This window comes from Paraburkholderia sp. RL18-101-BIB-B (assembly GCF_046026985.1).
Classification (GTDB): Bacteria; Pseudomonadota; Gammaproteobacteria; order Burkholderiales; family Burkholderiaceae; genus Paraburkholderia.
Genome location: NZ_JARESV010000072.1, coordinates 1 through 17,859, shown reverse-complemented (window position 1 = coordinate 17,859; position 17,859 = coordinate 1). Strand labels below are relative to the sequence as shown.

At 57.9% G+C, this 17,859-nt stretch carries 16 protein-coding genes and 2 pseudogenes; 7 read left to right on the top strand and 11 right to left on the bottom strand.

Annotated features, from left to right (window positions below):
• Nucleotides 1-45: 45 nt before the first annotated feature.
• The 9 genes and pseudogenes from P0D73_RS42875 to P0D73_RS42835 form a co-directional block, all read right to left on the bottom strand.
• Complete coding sequence (locus tag P0D73_RS42875; protein WP_408435824.1) at nucleotides 46-1,011, bottom strand: amidohydrolase family protein; 966 nt, start codon at nucleotides 1,009-1,011, stop codon at nucleotides 46-48.
• A 99-nt stretch (nucleotides 1,012-1,110) separates the two neighbouring features.
• Nucleotides 1,111-1,635: pseudogene (locus P0D73_RS42870) on the bottom strand (SRPBCC family protein); the annotation flags it as partial.
• Between the two features lie 234 nt (nucleotides 1,636-1,869).
• Nucleotides 1,870-3,084: pseudogene (locus P0D73_RS42865) on the bottom strand (xanthine dehydrogenase family Fe-S subunit); the annotation flags it as partial.
• A gap of 13 nt (nucleotides 3,085-3,097) precedes the next feature.
• The gene (locus tag P0D73_RS42860) at nucleotides 3,098-3,937 is read right to left on the bottom strand and encodes an FAD binding domain-containing protein (RefSeq protein WP_408435822.1); all 840 of its coding nucleotides are present in this window, start codon (nucleotides 3,935-3,937) and stop codon (nucleotides 3,098-3,100) included.
• Complete coding sequence (locus tag P0D73_RS42855) at nucleotides 3,937-6,342, bottom strand: xanthine dehydrogenase family protein molybdopterin-binding subunit (RefSeq protein ID WP_408435820.1); 2,406 nt, start codon at nucleotides 6,340-6,342, stop codon at nucleotides 3,937-3,939. Before P0D73_RS42855 ends, P0D73_RS42860 begins: the two co-directional genes overlap by 1 nt.
• Nucleotides 6,343-6,394: 52 nt before the next feature.
• Nucleotides 6,395-6,904, bottom strand: coding sequence for an aromatic-ring-hydroxylating dioxygenase subunit beta (locus P0D73_RS42850; RefSeq protein WP_408435818.1), 510 nt, complete (start codon nucleotides 6,902-6,904; stop codon nucleotides 6,395-6,397).
• Nucleotides 6,905-8,197, bottom strand: coding sequence for an aromatic ring-hydroxylating dioxygenase subunit alpha (locus P0D73_RS42845; protein ID WP_408435816.1), 1,293 nt, complete (start codon nucleotides 8,195-8,197; stop codon nucleotides 6,905-6,907).
• 18 nt (nucleotides 8,198-8,215) lie between these two features.
• Entirely contained in the window at nucleotides 8,216-9,442 is a 1,227-nt protein-coding gene (locus P0D73_RS42840; protein WP_408435814.1) for an NAD(P)/FAD-dependent oxidoreductase, read from the bottom strand.
• Nucleotides 9,443-9,477: 35 nt separating this feature from the next.
• Nucleotides 9,478-9,783, bottom strand: a complete 306-nt coding sequence (locus P0D73_RS42835) for a non-heme iron oxygenase ferredoxin subunit (protein ID WP_408435812.1) — start codon at nucleotides 9,781-9,783, stop codon at nucleotides 9,478-9,480.
• Nucleotides 9,784-10,114: 331 nt separating this feature from the next.
• Here P0D73_RS42835 and P0D73_RS42830 point away from each other — a divergent pair, with 331 nt between their 5' ends.
• Together P0D73_RS42830 and P0D73_RS42825 are read left to right on the top strand one after the other, a co-directional pair.
• Nucleotides 10,115-10,834 (top strand): IS6 family transposase, encoded by a 720-nt coding sequence (locus P0D73_RS42830; protein ID WP_408435810.1) that lies wholly within the window; start codon nucleotides 10,115-10,117, stop codon nucleotides 10,832-10,834.
• 42 nt (nucleotides 10,835-10,876) lie between these two features.
• Complete coding sequence (locus tag P0D73_RS42825; protein ID WP_408435808.1) at nucleotides 10,877-11,338, top strand: amidohydrolase family protein; 462 nt, start codon at nucleotides 10,877-10,879, stop codon at nucleotides 11,336-11,338.
• 100 nt (nucleotides 11,339-11,438) lie between these two features.
• Here P0D73_RS42825 and P0D73_RS42820 read toward each other — a convergent pair whose 3' ends face one another.
• On the bottom strand, nucleotides 11,439-11,654 hold the full coding sequence (locus P0D73_RS42820; protein WP_408182535.1) for a hypothetical protein: 216 nt from the start codon (nucleotides 11,652-11,654) through the stop codon (nucleotides 11,439-11,441).
• Nucleotides 11,655-12,151: 497 nt separating this feature from the next.
• Between P0D73_RS42820 and P0D73_RS42815 the strand changes: the two genes are divergently transcribed.
• Entirely contained in the window at nucleotides 12,152-12,790 is a 639-nt protein-coding gene (locus P0D73_RS42815) for an SEL1-like repeat protein (RefSeq protein WP_408182534.1), read from the top strand.
• Nucleotides 12,791-12,843: 53 nt separating this feature from the next.
• Here the strand turns inward: P0D73_RS42815 and P0D73_RS42810 are convergent, their stop codons facing one another.
• Nucleotides 12,844-13,752 carry an H-NS family nucleoid-associated regulatory protein gene (locus P0D73_RS42810; protein WP_408182532.1) on the bottom strand — a complete coding sequence of 303 codons (909 nt, stop codon included), beginning with the start codon at nucleotides 13,750-13,752 and terminating at the stop codon, nucleotides 12,844-12,846.
• Between the two features lie 370 nt (nucleotides 13,753-14,122).
• On the opposite strand from P0D73_RS42810, the gene P0D73_RS42805 reads away from it, so the two are divergent.
• The 4 genes from P0D73_RS42805 to istB all read left to right on the top strand — a co-directional run.
• Nucleotides 14,123-14,497: a hypothetical protein gene (locus P0D73_RS42805; protein ID WP_408182530.1), complete on the top strand. Its 375-nt coding sequence runs from the start codon at nucleotides 14,123-14,125 to the stop codon at nucleotides 14,495-14,497.
• Nucleotides 14,498-14,898: 401 nt separating this feature from the next.
• Complete coding sequence (locus tag P0D73_RS42800) at nucleotides 14,899-15,345, top strand: HU family DNA-binding protein (RefSeq protein WP_408182591.1); 447 nt, start codon at nucleotides 14,899-14,901, stop codon at nucleotides 15,343-15,345.
• Nucleotides 15,346-15,722: 377 nt separating this feature from the next.
• Nucleotides 15,723-17,222, top strand: a complete 1,500-nt coding sequence (gene istA, locus P0D73_RS42795; RefSeq protein WP_459252580.1) for an IS21 family transposase — start codon at nucleotides 15,723-15,725, stop codon at nucleotides 17,220-17,222.
• The coding region (gene istB, locus P0D73_RS42790; protein WP_408435805.1) for an IS21-like element helper ATPase IstB at nucleotides 17,219-17,859 on the top strand (641 nt) is incomplete at its 3' end. The genes istA and istB, both read left to right, overlap by 4 nt.

Sequence of the window (17,859 nt, the reverse complement as noted above, 5' to 3'; positions counted from 1 at the left end):
ATTTAAGGTGATGTTCCTGCTGTTCGCGGTTCACTCAGTCCAGCGTCACAGCTTGAAAATGCGTTCGGCGTTGCCATGGCAAACGAGGCTTCGGACGCTCTCATCAAGCGGCGCCTGCTCGATAAAATCAGCAGCGATAGCGGTCGACTCATACGGATAGTCCACAGAAAACATCACTGCATCCGGGCCCATTTCTCCAATAGCGCCAAGCAGCGCAGGTGCCGAGCAAACGCCCGAAGTAGTGATCAGGATGTTCGTTCCGATGTACTCAGAAGGTGCCCGCTCAAGCCGAATGCCATGCGAATACACAGCAAACCGGCTATCAAACCGCCAGCGCAGGTACGGCAGGCCCTCACCCATGTGGCCAAGAATGACCTTCAGCTTGGGGAACCGATCGAAGACACCGCCGAACAGCAGCCGTAAGGCGTGGCTACCGGTTTCAACGCCCCACCCCCAGGCGGCACCCGTCAACTCCGGGTGGTTGTCGAATACCCGCGGTGTCACGTACGCGTCTGTCGGGTGCAGATACAACGGCACGTCAAGGTCCTGCATCCGCTCCCAGAAAGCGTCATACGCCGGGTCGTCGTAGTAGGTTCCAAGCGTGTGACCATTGACCAGTGCCCCCTTGAAACCGAACTCCTGAACGGTGCGGGTCAGCTCGTCGGCTGCCCCGTCAGGTGTGTGCATCGGCAGCGTCGCAAAACCACCAAAACGCGTTGGGTGACGCGCGATCTGTTTCGCCAGAAAGTCGTTGCTTTCTGTAGCACGAGCAATCGCCACAGCAGGGTCAGTCTCGCCCTGCACGCTCGGCCCCGTCTGGGACAGAATCGTGTAATCGATCCCCGCGTTGTCCATCTCGACGATGCGCTGCTCGTCGAAGTCGGCAAGTCGGGCAGCAAGATCAGCCCGCACGTCGGGAGCGATGTGCTGCGTGAAGCTCTTTGAGTAGCCCTGGAAGCCAGGCGTTGAAAAGTGCTCTTCCAGGGCGATCTTCCGAATCCGTTTACTCACGACAAACTCCAATTTTTAATCAGCATACTGACAATAAGAACACGAAATTGTCGCAAGAAAACTCAAGTCAGCCATCCTGCGACAGCGTCGCGAACGCAGTTATTCGCCTCGGCCAAAGAGCCGCTTGATACGGCCCCACACCACGCTCCACACCAGACTGCCCACGTTGAATTTGGCCGGCAGCGCTGCTGAGTCAGGTACTTCAGAACCTTCTAGCTGCGATGTGATCCTCGCACCAAAGTCGGCAATCATCCGACGAACGAAGTCCTTGATGAGCCCTGACCGGGAAAATTGAGCCAGCGGTCCCTGCAGCATGTATTCAAGCGTCACTGCTACGCGTGTCTGCGTCCCATTCGCTTCATCACTCAACGCATAGGTCACGTCGCCATTTGCCTTTGAGCGGCTGATATTGTCCTGTCCCGCTCCGCGCATAACAGCGCGATATGCTGCGTCGTCACGTTCAAGGCGTGCAGCACCGGCGAAATTCGCCGACATCGGACCAAATTTGATAGCGATTTTGCCTTTTACCTTCTCCGAATCATGTTCGATCAATTCCGCGCCGGGCAAACAGGCGGTAACGGAAGGAAGATCTCCCATAAACCCCCAGACCCGTTCAAGCGGAAACGGCACAACAAAGCTGTCGTCAATAGCTGTCCACCCTTTTCGGTCGGCGGCAGGTATAACGTTCGGCACTGCCAGCCCCGAGGCAAGCGCAGGCGATGATTGCTCAGACGAGCTAGTTGCCACTCCCGACGCAACGTGAGAATCCTGCGCCGGGGAAGCGGAAACAGACTTCGCAGGTGCAGCAACCCGGTCTGCATGTGCTTTCGCATTGGAGGCATCACTCTCTGTCGATCCCCCCTTTCGGCTGAAAAGTCCCTTGATCCGCTCCCAGAGGACGCCCCAAACCATGCTGCCGACGTTAAATTCAGTCGACAAAGCCGCGGATTCGGGCGCCTCGCCGCCGCCCAGTTGCGCAGTAATCCGAGCCCCGAAATCAGCAATCATGCGTCGAACAAAGTCTTTGACGAGCCCGGACCGTGAAAATTGTGCGAGAGGCCCCTGCAACATGTATTCAAGCGTTACTGCCACGCGCGTTTGCGTACCGCCTGCTTCGCCGCTGAGCGCATAGGTCACGTCACCATTTGCTTTTGAACGACTGATGTTGTCCTGGCCGGCGCCACGCATCACGGCACGATGTGCCGCATCATCGCGCTCGAGGCGCGCCTCACCGCCAAAATTTGCAGACATCGGCCCGAACTTGATTGCGATCTTGCCTTTTACCCGCTCTGAGTTGTGCTCGATCAGTTCGGCGCCAGGAAGACACGCGGTCACTGAAGGGAGGTCGCCCATGAACGCCCACACCTTTTCCAGCGAAAACGGCACAACAAAGGTGTCTTCAATAGCGGTCCACCCTTTGCGCTCACCCGTCGCCTGAACGTTGGCGGCCGGCGACGCAGCGCTGGCGCCTTGCGCTGAACGCTCTGGCGTGGCCGAAGGAGCGGCGGCCACAGTCGCGAACGTCTGGAACTCCCCTGTGTCCTGCGCCAGCGCTCTTTGTGCTGCGACTTGCCGAGCCGGAGCGACGGATCCGTCTGCAATAGGATTGTCCTTAAGGTCGCTCAGCACAGCCTTGATGGCATTGACAATGCCCATGTATCCCGTGCACCGGCAGAGATTTCCAGACAGCTCGAGCCGAATGCGAGCCTCGTCGGCATCCGGGAAACGACGAACAATATCCCGAGCAGTAATGAGCATGCCAGGCGTGCAGAATCCACACTGCAATCCGTGATGAACGGAGAAAGACCGGCGGATGCGCTTCATCAGCTCATCGTCATCGAACCCCTCGATCGTACGAACTTTCTGATGGTCGCAAGCAACGGCAAACGCAATGCAGGAACGCACGGGCTCACCGTCGATAAGCACTGTGCAGGCGCCACAGACCCCGTGCTCGCAACCGAGGTGAGTCCCGGTGAGGTTATGGCTATCGCGAAGAAAATCGCCCAGATGGGTTCGTGGCGCGACCTCGCCACGTATCGCCCGGTCGTTGATGGTGAGTTCGATGACAGACATGAAAAAATTCCTGTTAGCGCGCGGAAGAACCGAACGCTTGTGCCAGACAGCGTTCAACAACAGCTTCGTGCATGGACCGGTCAATAGCATCCGCGTTCGGCATCGCGTCCGCTACACTCGCTGCAATCGCTTCCGCAGTCGCCGCGCTCGGTCCCTGCTTTGCAATGGACTGGGCGAGCACGTCCAAAGCCGTCGGCGGCCCATCGAGAGCCCCAAGGACGACACGGGCCAGGCCGGTTTGCGCGTCAAATGCAGCAGAGGCGCTCGCGTGAGCAAATTCGCCGGTCTTACGGCAAAGCTTGTAGTAGCCCCAACGCAAGGAGACTCCGATTTTTGGCAACAGGACCGCCGAGATAATCTCGCCTTCCTCAAGCAGCGTCGTGAACGCGCCCAGCATGAATTCACTCGCACGAACCTGCCGTTTGCCACCCGTCTTCGCGAGCTCAATCCGCGCATCAAGAGTGGATAGTGCAAGGGGCCAGTCCGCTGCAGGGTCAGCGTGCGCGAGGCTGCCGCCTATGGTGCCCCTGTTGCGAATCGCACGGTATGCGATACCAGAAGCGACATATTGCATAAAATCATTACGCAAAAGCTCGTAATTACCATCCTCGATTTCCGCATGAGTAATGGCTGCGCCGACGCGAACCAGATCACCGACCGCTGTGACACTGCGCAGCTCGTCGACGCGCGAAATGTCGACCACGCGCGCGGGTCGCGCAAGTCGAAGATTCAGCATTGGGCCCATCGACTGACTGCCCGCGATAGGCTTTGCACCATTCGACGAATCACCGAATTCACGCAGCGCCTCAGGTAGCGAGGCAGCTCGTACGTATTGAAAAGCGGCAGCCTTCATCAAATCACCTCTTGAGCATGCTCTGCCTCTACCTTGTAGCGCGAAGCAGCTTTTGCAGCCTCGATAGCGGCGAGCAGCCTTCGCGGCGTTAATGGCGTCTCAGAGACAAGTGCTCCAATAGGACCGAGCGCATCGTTCACGGCGTTGAACAGCGTCGCAGGGGGAGCGATAGCACCGCCTTCTCCCACACCTTTTGCACCGAACTCAGTGTAAGGAGACGGCGTCTCCATGTGGATGATCGTCAGTGGTGGCAACTCCGTCGGCCCGGGCAACATGTAGTCCGCTAGCGTAGAAGTAAGCGGCTGGGCGTTGTCGTCGTACAGCGTTTCTTCATAGAACGCAGTACCGATTCCCTGTGCCGTGCCGCCGATTGTTTGGCCTTCGACGACCATCGGATTAATCATCCGCCCACAGTCTTCAACGATCACATAGTCCAGGATGTCGACGTGCCCCGTCCTCGTGTCAACCGCAACGGCTGCCGCATGCGTCGCGTAGCTAAACGCGCCCGTGTCGACTTTAGGTTTGAAACCCTGAGTTGCCTCAAGTCCTGTGAGATCCACGCCGGGAGGCAGCCGCTCGGGGCGCAAGTACCACGCATGACCGATTTCGGCCATGGAAACCCGGCCCGTTGCACCCACTACCTCTCCCCCCTCGAACCGGACGGCCTCTTGCGTCTCACCGAGCATGTGCGCACCGATCTTGATCAGTCTCGGTACCAGTTCCCGGCATGTCGCCGCGACAGCGCCGCCGGCCATGACGATGCTGCGCGATGCATATGTGCCCGTTGAATAAGGTGTGAGGGCCGTGTCGCCATGCACAACCTTGATCTTCTGTATGGGAACGCCCAATACTTCGTTCGCGATCTGAGCCAAAGTGGTTTCCATACCCTGCCCGTGCGAATGAATGCCAGCCCGAACTTCAAGGCCGCCGTCTGCCGTGATCCGCACAGTCGCCAAATCGTAACCAGGGACCACCGGTAGACCCCACGAAGCAAACACGGCCGTGCCGTGAGCCGACTGCTCAGTGAAAGTCGCGAATCCGATACCGATCAGCCTGCCATCCGGCTCTCCCTCTTTCTGGCGGCGACGCCATTTTGCGACGTCGAGTTGCTCCACAGCGCGCTTCAGGCTCTCCTGAAAATCACCACTGTCATAATGTTTCTTGACAACATTCGTGAATGGCATGTCTGCTCCACGAATGAGATTGTCGTAACGGACTTCCCATGCCTCGCGACCGACAGCGCGCGCAATGGCATCCATTGTCAGCTCAATTGCGAAACAGACACCGGTACGTGCCACTCCACGATAAGGGAGAAAGCCAGGCTTGTTGGTTGCCGCACACTGCGTACGACAACGGTATCCGCTGAAATCATAAGGGCCCGGCAGATTACCCAACGCCTGCCCCGTTTCAAGTCCAATCGTAAAAGGCCAGGCTGAATACGCCCCGCCGTCAATTAGCAAATCGCAATCCAGCGCCAGAAGTCGGCCCGTTTTGTCTGCATATGCCGTGAGTTCATAGTGGTGCTGACGGGTATTGGCACCAGCGATCAGGTGTTCGCGACGGTCCTCAATGAATCGAAAGGGCTTCTTGTAGGTGAAGGCGAGCCATGCGATGCAAAGCTCCTCCTGTTGCAGTACGCATTTATAGCCAAAAGCACCACCCACGTCGGGAGAGATAACCCGAACCTGCGCGTGATCTATCCCAAGACATTGAGAGATGACCGTACGGATCATGTGAGGGACCTGGGTTGACGTAATAACTACCAGTTGAGCCTGCGTGTGGTCCCAATAGGCCAACACAGCCTTACCCTCCATTGGGACCATGCACTGGCGAGCTAGGTCAACCTTCTGCTTGACGACAACAGGGGCGTCTTTCGAGCCCTCGTCAAAATTGATGTCCGCTTTCAAATCAAGAAAAATATTGTCGGTCCAATGATCATGCACACGCACGTCTGTGCGCTCACGCGCCGCAAATGCGCTCGCAAAAGCAGGAAGCTCCTCCATATCAAGCTCGACTTCTTCCGCAATATCCTCTGCCTCTGCTCGAGAATTCGCGAAGCACATGGCAACAGGTTCGCCGACAAATCGAACCTTCCTGAAAGCAAGCGGTGGGTGTACCGAAGGCTTGTAGGTCGGCAAGCTGGAATCCGCGACGATGTCCGTTACCGTCTGCATATCCTCCCGCACGATCACCCGTTCGGCGAACCGTTCGGGTTTGCCGATGCGTTCAATGCGCGCGTGCGCAAGCGGGCTGCGCAAGAACGCCACTTCCTGCAAATCAGGAAACGTAAAGTCGGCGACAAATTTTCCTTTACCATGCAGATGTCGCTCGTCTTCGCGACGCCTCACACGGGCGCCGACACCGCCACTTTCAATGGGCGCTTCCGTCGGTTCAGTGTGGCTCATATGCATCTCCCAAGTTCGTAGCCCGCAGTTAGCATTCGCTGATTACTCTTGTTCAGACAGGATGGGCCAAATCGTTCGCGATCATAGCGGTGTCATAAATTGCCTGCCGCTCTTTGAGCAGCAGTTCATTACCTTTTCGTGCAAAACGGTCGAAAAGACGGCCGGCCTGATGTAACGTCGTGGCACCTTCGACCAAAGTCTGCATCAGCATGTAATTGCTTTGAGCCACGATTTCTTCGTCTGTTACGTCAAGGATGCGAACGTTGGTGACGAAATGCAGAATCTGTCTCGGGGCAAACATCTGCGTCCTGGAAATCGCGACGGCACGGTCTCGCAACATATCCCTACCTTCGGCGTAAATGAGTCCAACTGGATATCCATGGGCTGCATTCTCGAACTCGGTCACGCGGTAGAGACAGTTCTCTGTGAAAAATTCGGGCCATTTCTCAATGTCCCCGCTGTCTAGTACCGCGCAATATTCCGCGTGAAAGTCTTCCACCGCTGCGCGTGCGGCAAGCGCCTTATCGTGCGCGATCAATTTCTTCTCGAATCCTGGCAGCATTTAGAACCCCATCACTTCACGATAGTGTTTGTACATCGAGCGAATAGCTGCTTCCGAGATCAGGTTGTCCGCGGTGCCGATTTTCTCGCTGTCGAGTTTGAGCACGCTACGGTCGGTCACCGAGCGACGCACGCCTTCCTGCACAAACTTCATGGCCTCGTTGTCCTCGAGACCCAGGAACCCGGCCGGGCCCATCAGATTACCTTGACGTAGCCGATGGCGCGTAGTCTCCTCAGTGTCGTCCTCGTACCCAAACATTGTCCACAGCATGATCATGCTGTTCGGACCGTTCGGGACGATGTGCCGCACCCCCAGGGTGTTCATCTCACGCTGGACAATCAGATTTGGCCAGATGGTCTGCATGGTCACAGACCACTCGGAATCAAATTCCTTGACATACTCAAGGAACCGTTCGTCCTTCAGGACCATTCCCTCATGAAACGAGCGCATTTCCTTTTTCTTATCGGCGTCGACCTCCGCGTAGAGCGAATCACTTTTGGCCGACGCCATCGTCCCGTGAATACCGTACTTGCTGTCCGCCACCATCGCCGACCGGTTGCCTGCAACCAGCAAGCCAAACACCACGAGGAAGGAGTGCAACAACGTTGCGTGGTACGGATCCTTCAGATTCTCGTGGTACATCTTCCAGTTGCACGGCAATTCGTTTTTGTAGAAACCAAGGATGCGCAGCTTCTTGCCATTAAATACCGCATCGAAATCTTTCAGGATCTCGGGCGTAAGATAGTCCTCAACCGACTCCATGTCGTGTGCAAACGATGCGAACACAACACCGTTACGCGTCGCGACAGCGAGCTTCTTGAGGCCATGATCTTCATTACGGAAATCGCGTGGCATTCCGCCAAGTTTGTTTACACCGCGTTTGAACGGGATCCCCTGCAGATTTCCTTTCAGGTCATATGACCACTGGTGATAGGGGCAGACAAATTCGGCGTTATTACCACGTGTGTGTCGGCAGAACTCGGCACCACGGTGTGCACAACGGTTCTCGAATACGTGGATGGACCCATCTTCCGCTCGGGAGACGACCACCGGAGTGGGGCCTACATACGAGCGCTTATAGTCTCCCCTATTGGGAACCTCTGCTTCAAGCGCAACGAAATTCCACGTGCGACCATGAAAAATTCGTTCAACCTCGCGCGCGTACACATCGTCGCTCGTGTACACCCAGTCGGGGATTGAATGAAGACCTTCCTCCGGCCAAACGAGCTGTTCGATCGGCTTGTTTTTGATGCTCGGAGTACCGAGCCCAATTACTGTCTCTGACGAATACAAAGTCCTCTCCTGAATATGTTATGAATGAGCTTTCCGCTCAAGCTGTCGCAACTTGACGTTCAAGTCTGCGAGGGCTTCTGGATCAACCGGCGTTGCCTGCTCAACAAGACGACGAATTGCCCGAAGTTCACCGCCGTTGTTGACAGCGAGCGCGTAGACAATGACGTTGTCGCGCAAACCCATGAGCAAAGTCTTGTCGCTGGACGCTTGACGCTCGATCCATTCGTCAACTGGACCGTCGAGCATTCCGAGCATCTGGACGTTCCAGTCGTACTGGTCTGTCCAGAACCACGGACTTGGCCGATATTCAACGGCCTCCCCGAGCATGTTTCGTGCAGCGACGATCGCCTGGTCCTGCGCGTTTTGCCACGACTCGAGACGCAGACGCCGCCCTGTTGAGCCGAAAGGAAAATTCGCGCAGTCGCCAGCCGCGTAGACGCCGGCGACCGAGCTTTCGCAATGCGCGTCAACGTGGATACCGTTACCCGTCTCCAGACCTGACTCCCTGGCAAGCTCTTCATTCGGCTCCTGGCCAACCGCAATCACGACGAAGTCAAAGTGCTGCGAAGCATGCTCGGCAAAAATCAAGGTCACTCCGTGTGCATGCTCCGCCGAGCAGAGCAGCTTGGCCCCGACCATGAACTTCACTCCGTTCTGTTCATGCTTGGCGCGCAAACGCTCAGAGAATTCGGCCGGCAAGGCTCGCCCAAGCAATCGCTCACCGGATTCAACGACCGTGATATCGAGTCCTCGAGCTCGCGCGCTGGCTGCGAACTCCAATCCGAGAAACCCTCCACCGATGACCGCGACAGAACGCGCATCACCCATGCGCGACCGCACTCTCATTGCATCCGGTAACGTACGGAGCGTAAATACATGGCGGCTGTCAGGCGTGCAGGGCAAGCGGCGGGCACGGCCGCCTGTAGTAATCAGGCATTTGTCAAATCCGATGCTTCGTCCACTTTCGAGTATCGCTATGCGGTGAATCACGTCGAGTTTTTTTACAGAGTCTGCGACCCAGTCGATCCTATTGCTGTCGTAGAAGTCACTCGAATGCAGCCACGCACCAAAGCATTCCTTGTCGTCTGGCGCCGTCAGCACCGTCTTCGAAAGTGAGGGACGCTCATAAGGCCTGTGGTGCTCATCACCGACGAGGACCACCGTGCCATCGAAGCCCTGCGCCCGGAGCGTCTCCGCCGCCCTTCCTCCAGCCTGTCCCGCGCCGATGATCAAAATCGTTTCCACTTTAAATTCCTGGCTTCGTCGAAAAATGCGCACCTTCAGAGTTCAACCATCACCGCGCCGTCTTCGACCTGAACCTTGTAGATCTTGACCGGAGCGCTAGCGGGAGCGCAAAGGGCGGCCCCCGTCTTCACGTCGAACCTCCCTTGATGCAACGGACACTCAATGCACCCATCCTCCAGATACCCGTCGCTGAGCAGCGCGAACTGGTGAGTGCAAACGTTGTGGGTCGCGTACACCTCACCATCGACAAGATATAACGCTATCTGCTCGCTTTCGATCGTCGTGGCGTAGGGTTCGTCGGGGTTCAGATCGTCGAGGTTTGCTGCGAATTTGAATGTCATCGCTTTGCCCTGGGAATTGTTCAGTATGCTGATGAAATAATGGTAGCAGCAATCTGCCTCGAGTCAATACGGCCAAAATTATCGTTTACCCTCTGAAAATGCGTTGACCCAGACTTTCTGGTGATAGATCAGCATCATCTGCTGGTGCAAAAGCAGTGCTGCGAGAGCGAGTAATACGCGCTTGGGCGAAAATGCCCGCCTCGCGGCACAGGTCGGCGTACGGGTAGATGTCCAAGGGGGCTCGCGCGCGCAACCAACCAGAGAGGGTTCTGGTGCAAATAGGCTCGGCGAATCGGTTAAAGTATTCGGCCCAACAATCTGGTGGTCAGTGATGAGCAAGCGGAAAGGCCTGGAGGCGTTGTTTGGTGGGCGACATTTTGATCGAGAGATCATCATTCTCTGCGTGCGCTGGTACCTTCGCTACAAGCTCAGCCTGCGCGATCTGGTCGAAATGATGGCCGAGCGCGGTTTGTCGCTGGTGCACACCACGATTATGCGTTGGGTGAAGCGCTTTACGCCGGAGTTCGTCAAGCGCTGGAATCGTTTTGGCATACCCACAGGGCGGTCATGGCGTGTTGACGAGACCTACCTGAAGATTCGTGGCAAATGGGTTTATCTGTACCGTGCGGTAGATCGAGCCGGCCAGACGGTGGACTTCATGCTCAGGGCGAAGCGCGACGTGGCCGCGGCCAAAGCCTTTTTTAGCAAGGCAATCAGACATCAGGGACAGCCGCCGGAGACGATCACGCTCGATGGGTATGCCGCCTCACATCGGGCGGTGCGTGAGATGAAGGCCGATGGCCTGCTGCCTGAGGACACGAAGATCCGCTCCTCGAAGTACCTGAACAATTTGATCGAGCAGGACCATCGAAACATCAAGTCCAGAACGAACGTGATGCTCGGCTTCAAACGGTTCAGGAATGCCGCGGCCACGATTTCAGGCATCGAATTGATGCATCGCATTCGCAAGGGGCAGTTCAACTTCTCCATGCTCAGGTTCAAAGATACCGCTGCGCCCGCTGTCTGGAATGCCGTCCTGTTCAATCGATAAGGTATCCATACCTATAGGAAATTTCTCGACCAGACAAGCCATTTGCACCAGAGCCTGGTCGATTACCCGTTCGACACGACGCGCGCTGCAGTACAACTCGTACAGAACGGAATCATCGACCGATACCCACACGTCCGTATCATTCTCGCGCACGCGGGTGGGTTCCTTCCATACGCATCACATCGCTTCGCCCAACTCGCTCGAGTCTTCCGACCCGACGCCGATAGTCCGGCTGAAATCCTCGCGAAATTCAGGCGTTTCTATTTCGACACTGCGTTGTCGGCGAGTCCAGTCGCACTACCGGCTCTCAAGGCCTTCGCCGGAACCGAGCGGATTCTCTTCGGTAGCGATTTCCCGTACGTCTCCGCAGATATCGCTGGCACCTTCACTGCGCAACTAAACGCCTACGAGGATTTCACTGTCGCCGAGCGCAAATCGGTTAACCACGGCAATGCCTGGACATTATTTCCCCGCCTCGCGCCGCAATACGACAAGGCTGCCTAAATTGCCGCGCGTGGCCTGACGGCGGAGGTCGCCGAGCGCCGAGTGCAAACGCGTGTACTGATCGGCGTGTGGTGTCCAGCGGCGCACGGCCATAGACCAGCTAGGTCTTCGGCCTGAAAAACGACGGCTCTGAAGAGGCAGTGAGCCGTAACTCTTTGATGTCATCGGCGGTCTCATTGGCGAGCGGAAGCTCGTGGACAACCGAAATGGCATTCTGACAATCTGCCAGATTTATTTTGCTAGCGAGCGTGGCTTTAATCTGGACGCAAGGCGGCTCTTCTGACGTGTCTGCCGGCTCGACAATAATCCCTTCCATCTGGTCCCCAAATCGACTCTGCCGATTTCGTTCTCTCGATTCTGATTTTGCTGCCGACCGCCCAGATTCAAATGGTCGGACAGGCCAACAAATCGCTGGCCACTTGCAGGTTATCCCAGCAACCGTGATTCTGGCTGACGCGCTGCGCGACATAATCGCATAAATCGTTGTCAGAAATTGGCGGTTCAGGTGCAGCCGGTCTGGCCGAAGCTGAGCGACAGGAGGCCTTGGCCAAAAATGTCAGAGGTGCCGAAGGGTACATCAAGACTTTCACAGCGGCGCGGCATCTGCGCAGGTCCCATTGACTGACGTCGTGAGGAGAAACATGGGTCGATGTTGGCACGGGCCGGAGCCATCGTTGCCACGCTAACGCGGGGCTCTTTTCAAACGGCTGGTCGTCGACTTCGAACGGCATCCGATTGCATTCGTGGGCTATCAGGCGACAATAGCGGTGAGGTATCATCGTCCTCATCACTCACCATAGGACGCGAAATCTGATGTCGGTAGATTCCAGCTGGTTGGGCCAGATTGAACGCGAGTGGTCACAACTTCGCCAGTGCGACCCGTCACTCGACGTGGAAAGGTTCTTCCGGCACGTTGTGTCGGCAAACAAGGTCGGATTTCTTTCACTTGAATCTATCGCGGCCATTGCGAATGGCCTGCTCACCAGTCCGTTGCTGGGCGCGCCCTATCTCGGCCGGCGACTGCTTGAACGGGTTGGCCCTGGCCGGCATCCCTCCCTCCGGGTCGCGCTTGCACTGTCTCTTGTCACGGAGACAGGTGGGCCTGCGGATTATGAGGGCGGACACGTCATTCTGGGCGACGTGCTGAAGGACGATACCGCGAGCGAGCCGCTGCGCGGCATGGCGGCAGCGGCTATTGCGGACAGTGCGCGGCTTGGTCGTGGCATGGACGCCGACCTTGAGATGGCCAAGGACATGTATGCCACGGCCTTGGAGCTTGGACACCGGTCAGCCGCGTACAACCTTGGTTTGTACTGGGAGGGGCACTGGGACAGAAGTGCTCCCGGCGACGTCGTTCCAGACAGTGCAAAGGCTGCGCAGGCTTACAAGCGCGGTGGTTCGAACGCAAAATGCGCCGCGCGTCTGGACGCACTGCGGGCGCATTCGCGGTAGACCCCGTTAATCGCGCGTCCCGACGCAACGAAAAGCGAGCTCTGTGCCCTGGCTTACGCGGTCGCTTGAGCAGTCACAGCTTCTGGCGCGGTTGCGACAGGCAACTTCGTAACCGCCTTTTTGGCGCCAACCAATTTCTTCACCGGCGCCTTCTTCGCCACCGCAGTCGTTGTCGCGGGCTTCTTCGCGACGGCTTTCGGCTTGCTCGCAGCGGCAGAATCCGCAACTCCGCTAACGCCATCAATTAAAAACTTCGAACGGTCTTTAGCACCAGCAAGCCACGCCGGCGCCGAACCGCGTCCGCTCCAGGTAGCGCCAGACTTCGGGTCGCGATATTTGGCCGGCTGCGGACCTTTTGGCTGCCCCTTGCCCGCAGTCGCACCGCCCGACTTCGACGCCATCTTTCTGCCGACAGCCTTCGCCAGGCTCACAGCACTGGCCGTCGCGGCAACAGTCAATTCAGCACCACCTGCAATCAAAAATTTGCTTCGGTCTTTGGCTTTAGCAATCCACGTCGGCGCACGCCCACGCCCGCTCCAGGTCGCGCCACTCTTTGGGTCACGATAAAGCGCAGGCTGCGGACCGCGGACGTAATTGCCAGCAGCCTTCGCTTTGCTCACAGGTGCCGGCATCGCCTTACCTCCGTCAACAAGGAATTTATCGCGATTTTTTGCGCTTGCAATCCACTGGGGTGCCCGGCCATGTCCGGTCCACGTCGCGCCACTCTTCGGGTCCCGATACTTGACCGCGGCAGTGCCCCCTTTGCCGACAGCCTTGGCTCCGACCTTCTTCGCGCGCCCCTTGCCGCCAGCGTGCCCCTCAATATCCGCAGCCGTCAGGCCGTGTTCTGCCATCAGCTTGCGAATTTTCTCGATGACGCCCGATGACTGTTTCGCAATCAGAGCCTCGGCTTGCTGCTCAAGCTTTTTAATTTTTGCCTGCATAGATTCCAAAGTTGTCATTTTTTCTCTCCCTTTGAGATGTCCGCACTATGCCATGCGTATCGCCCGTCCGCTAGCTGTTGTCGATTACGTCTTGAGGAGCATTGGCGGAAGGTTCAAATAGCAGAACTGTCTTCAAGGGTCGACGCACGCAACGTCTCCAACAGGACGAGATAGTTTCGCAGGCGCTATGACTTGTGACGCATCCAAGTCGATGCTTTGCACGGCGCATTCCAGTCGTAGCAATCGCCATTCATGTTTGTCGCCCAAGGTCCGCTACGTTGATGCCGTAATCAACGCTAGCCGGTCGCTCAGTCCGGTAGAAAACAACCATCGAAATCGAGGACGTTGATGGCAACGATTAACGGATACATCCCTCAGGTCACCCCTTATGTTCGAGACCGAAGAAGGGCAGCGGATGGCCAGCGCCTGCATTGAGTACGGCGGGTGGGACCATAAAAACCAAACCCTGACACCAATCAAACTTGCGGAACTGCTGGCAAGACCTCATAACCCGGGTCCGTCATGGGTGATGGATAGCCTCGCTGCCGCGGCTGAAGCCGGCCGACTGGATGCAGACAAATACATCGGGCAGATTTTTGCAGCCAAGGAAGATGTGCGCGCTTTCCGCCATGTCTTGCGAGAAGCTGGCGGCGACCGGTGGCTCACAGACCGCCACCATAATGCTCTTCGGAAGCTAGGCAATGCCGAATTCGACGTGACCGCCTACGTCGGAATTACAGCGCTGTTTGACCCTGCTGAGTAAACTCGAGGTGTGCATTCAGGGTTGCCGGAAGGTGACCCTGCGCTCAAGCCATAGGAAAATAAACATCCTTCAGCAAACACCAATCACCTTAGGCGCTCGCATGCATCATTGCCGATTCCTGCCCCCGACGCTGGACCGCGCGAGTGGTTTACCCCCTTTGCCCCTGCGTCAAACCCTGTCGCGTAGCCGTTTTCGTGAGCACAGCCTCCTCTGGAGGGGTACAGGTCGCCGTTTTTGTGTTCCTTCTGCACAAAACCCTTGTTTTAGGGCCTCGCCCGTTGCGGCTTCAAATGCGAATTGCTACGCTAGCGCCAGCCTGAGGATTTGGACCTTTGCGCATTGTCGGTGACTACGCAAAGGCAAGGACCCCGGGCCAACCTTTGACCAATGACGAGGTATCTATGGCAACGAAAGCTGCAGCAAAGCCGGCTCCGAAGAAGGTGACGACTCCGGTCGAGAAAAAGGCGAAGGCGCCGACGGTAAAGAAGGCGGCAACTCCTGCCACGAAGAAGGCGGTCGCTGCCACGCCGCTGAAGCCCATCAAGGATTCGTTCACGAAGGCTTCGCTTGCTACCCATCTTGCCGAGCGCGCAGGGGTCGAGCCGAAAGCGGCGAAGGCTTTGATGGCCGCTCTGGAAGAAACGGTTCTCGCATCGGTCCACAAGAAGGGCGCGAAGGAGTTCACGCTGCCGGGTCTGCTGAAGGTTGTTGCTCAAGACGTGCCGGCAAAGAAGAAGCGCTTCGGCAAGGACCCGTTCACGGGTGAAGACAAGTGGTTTGCCGCGAAGCCCGCTTCGGTGCGTCTGAAAGTGCGCCCGCTGAAGAAGTTGAAGGACGCCGCGGTCTAAACTGACCGCCAGAAAGGGAGCCCCTCGCGACGGAAGTCTGAGGGGCTTTTTTGCTTCTATGCCCAGGACGCACAGGCCTTTATTTCATCTGGCTACTCAAGATGAGCTGGGCGATACCGCCGGGCATCAGGGCGTGCTCAATGGGTGAATGTGCCCGCAATTGCGGCGTCATAAAAGTCGTGCACTTCGGGCGGCTGCGCGCGCGGCAAGGATGCCACTGGGGGGCGACAATGAGTACGTCCGGTGTACCGACATTCATCTTGGCCGGTAGTGATGAGTCGGAGGCGGCGTAGCCGCCGAAGACGAGGAACTGCCGGCGGCGCCGGATCGGCGGGGCTTAGGATGGCTGACTGAATCTAAAAAGAGGCGGTCAGCCCATGTCTGGAAGCCGCATCACCGACCAGCAGGTCCGCCTCTATATGAACCATCGCAAACACCATCCGCAGAAGCTCGCTGCGGCGAAGTCAGGCATGAGCGAGCGCACGGCGCGGCGTGTCGAACACGAAGCCGGACTACCGTCACAGCAGCCGCGGCGCTATTGGCGCTCGCGCCCAGATCCGTTCGCCGATGTCTGGGAGAGCGAAGTGGTCCCATTGCTACGCGCTGCGCCAAAGCTGAAGGCGATCACTCTGCTGCGTAAATTGCAGGAGGACCATCCCGAGCGCTTTCCGGACAGCATGCGGCGCACGTTTGAGCGACATGTCAGCCAGTGGCGCGCGCTCGAAGGGCCGAACCAGGAAGTGTTCTTCCCTCAAACATATCAGCCCGGCGCACGTGGCCTGTCGGACTTCACGCACATGGGCAAGCTGTGCGTAACGATTGGCGGGATCCCGTTCAACCACCTGCTGTATCACTTCGTGCTGGCGTTCTCGCGCTGGGAGTACGCCAGCGTGGTCGATGGCGGGGAGAGCTTCCAGGCGCTCGCGACGGGATTGCAGAATGCGCTGTGGCAGGCTGGCGGCTGCCCACGCGAACATCGCTCCGACAGCCTGTCGGCGGCCTTCAGGAACCTGCAGGAAGAGGAAGACTTCACAGTTCGCTATGCGGCTCTACTCGAGCACTACGGGATGGAAGGCACGCGCAACAACCGTGGCATGGGTCATGAGAATGGCAGCGTCGAGTCCTCGCATCGCTATCTGAAGGATCAGGTCGATCAGGCCCTGGAGTTGCGAGGTCATCGCGACTTCGCGGACCGCGCCGCGTACGACGAGTTCGTGCGCGGAGTGGTAATGCGCCGCAACCGGCGCAATGCAGCAGCGTTCCAGATCGAGCGCGAACACCTGCTGGACCTGCCTGAGCACCGGACCACCGACTTCGCCGAGGAAGAGGCACGCGTGACACGCTGCGGCACGTTCACCGTACGTTGTGTCCTGTACAGCGCCCCGTCGCGGCTGATCGGTCATCGCCTGAAGGTACGCCTCTACAGTGACCGGCTCGATTGCTATCTGTCCGGCGCGCTCGTGCATAGCACGGCAAGAGCCACGCACACGAGCAAACGGCGCGGTCGCGGCATCGACTACCGGCACTTCATCGAATCACTCAAACGCAAGCCGCAGGCCTTCAGGGGCCTCGCGTTCCGTGACGATCTGTTTCCGCGTGAAGCCTACCGGCGGACCTGGGAACGGCTCGAGGTAGCACTGACGCCGCGCAGCGCATGCAAGACCATGGTGGGGCTGCTCGAGCTGGCAGGAAACCACGGCGTCGAGGCGCAACTGGCGCAGAGGCTCGATGCATTGCTCGAACTAGGTGAACTGCCCGACCTGAAGGCGCTGTTCGATGAGTTCGCGCCGCGCCAGGCCGAGTGTCCGGTGGTTGTCGTCGACATGCCGTCCGCCGCGCTCTATGACACGTTGCTCGATGAGGAGGTGCTCGCATGAACGCCGCCTACGATGCAGGCCGTATCGCGCTGATGCTCAACGAATTGCGCCTGCCAACCATCGGCCGGTTGTGGCCGGACTTCGCCGAACGCTCAGACAAGGAAAGCTGGCAGGCCTCCCGGTTACTTGGTGCATTGCTCGAACATGAACTCGCCGAGCGGGCCAAACGCAGAATCGAGCGTCATCGCACCGAGTCGCATCTGGATCCGACCAAGACGCTCGCCACCTTCGACTTCGGCGTTGTGCCCATGGTCTCGAAGGCGCATGTGATGGCGCTGGCCACCGGCGATTCGTGGCTTGAGAAAGGCGCCACGATCCTCCTGTTCGGCCCACCCGGCGGCGGGAAAAGTCACTTGGGATCCGCCATCGGCCATGCACTCATCGACGCTGGCTACCGCGTATTGTTCACGCGCACCGGCGAAATCGTGCAGAAGCTCCAGGTCGCGCGTCAGAGTCTGCAACTGCCTTCGGCGCTCGCGAAGCTCGACCGGTTCGACCTGATCATCCTCGATGACCTGTCGTATGTGCGAAAGGACCAGGCGGAAACCAGCGTGCTGTTCGAGCTGATCGCCGAGCGGTATGAGCGCAAAAGTCTTCTGATAACGGCCAATCAGCCGTTCTCGGGCTGGAATGATGT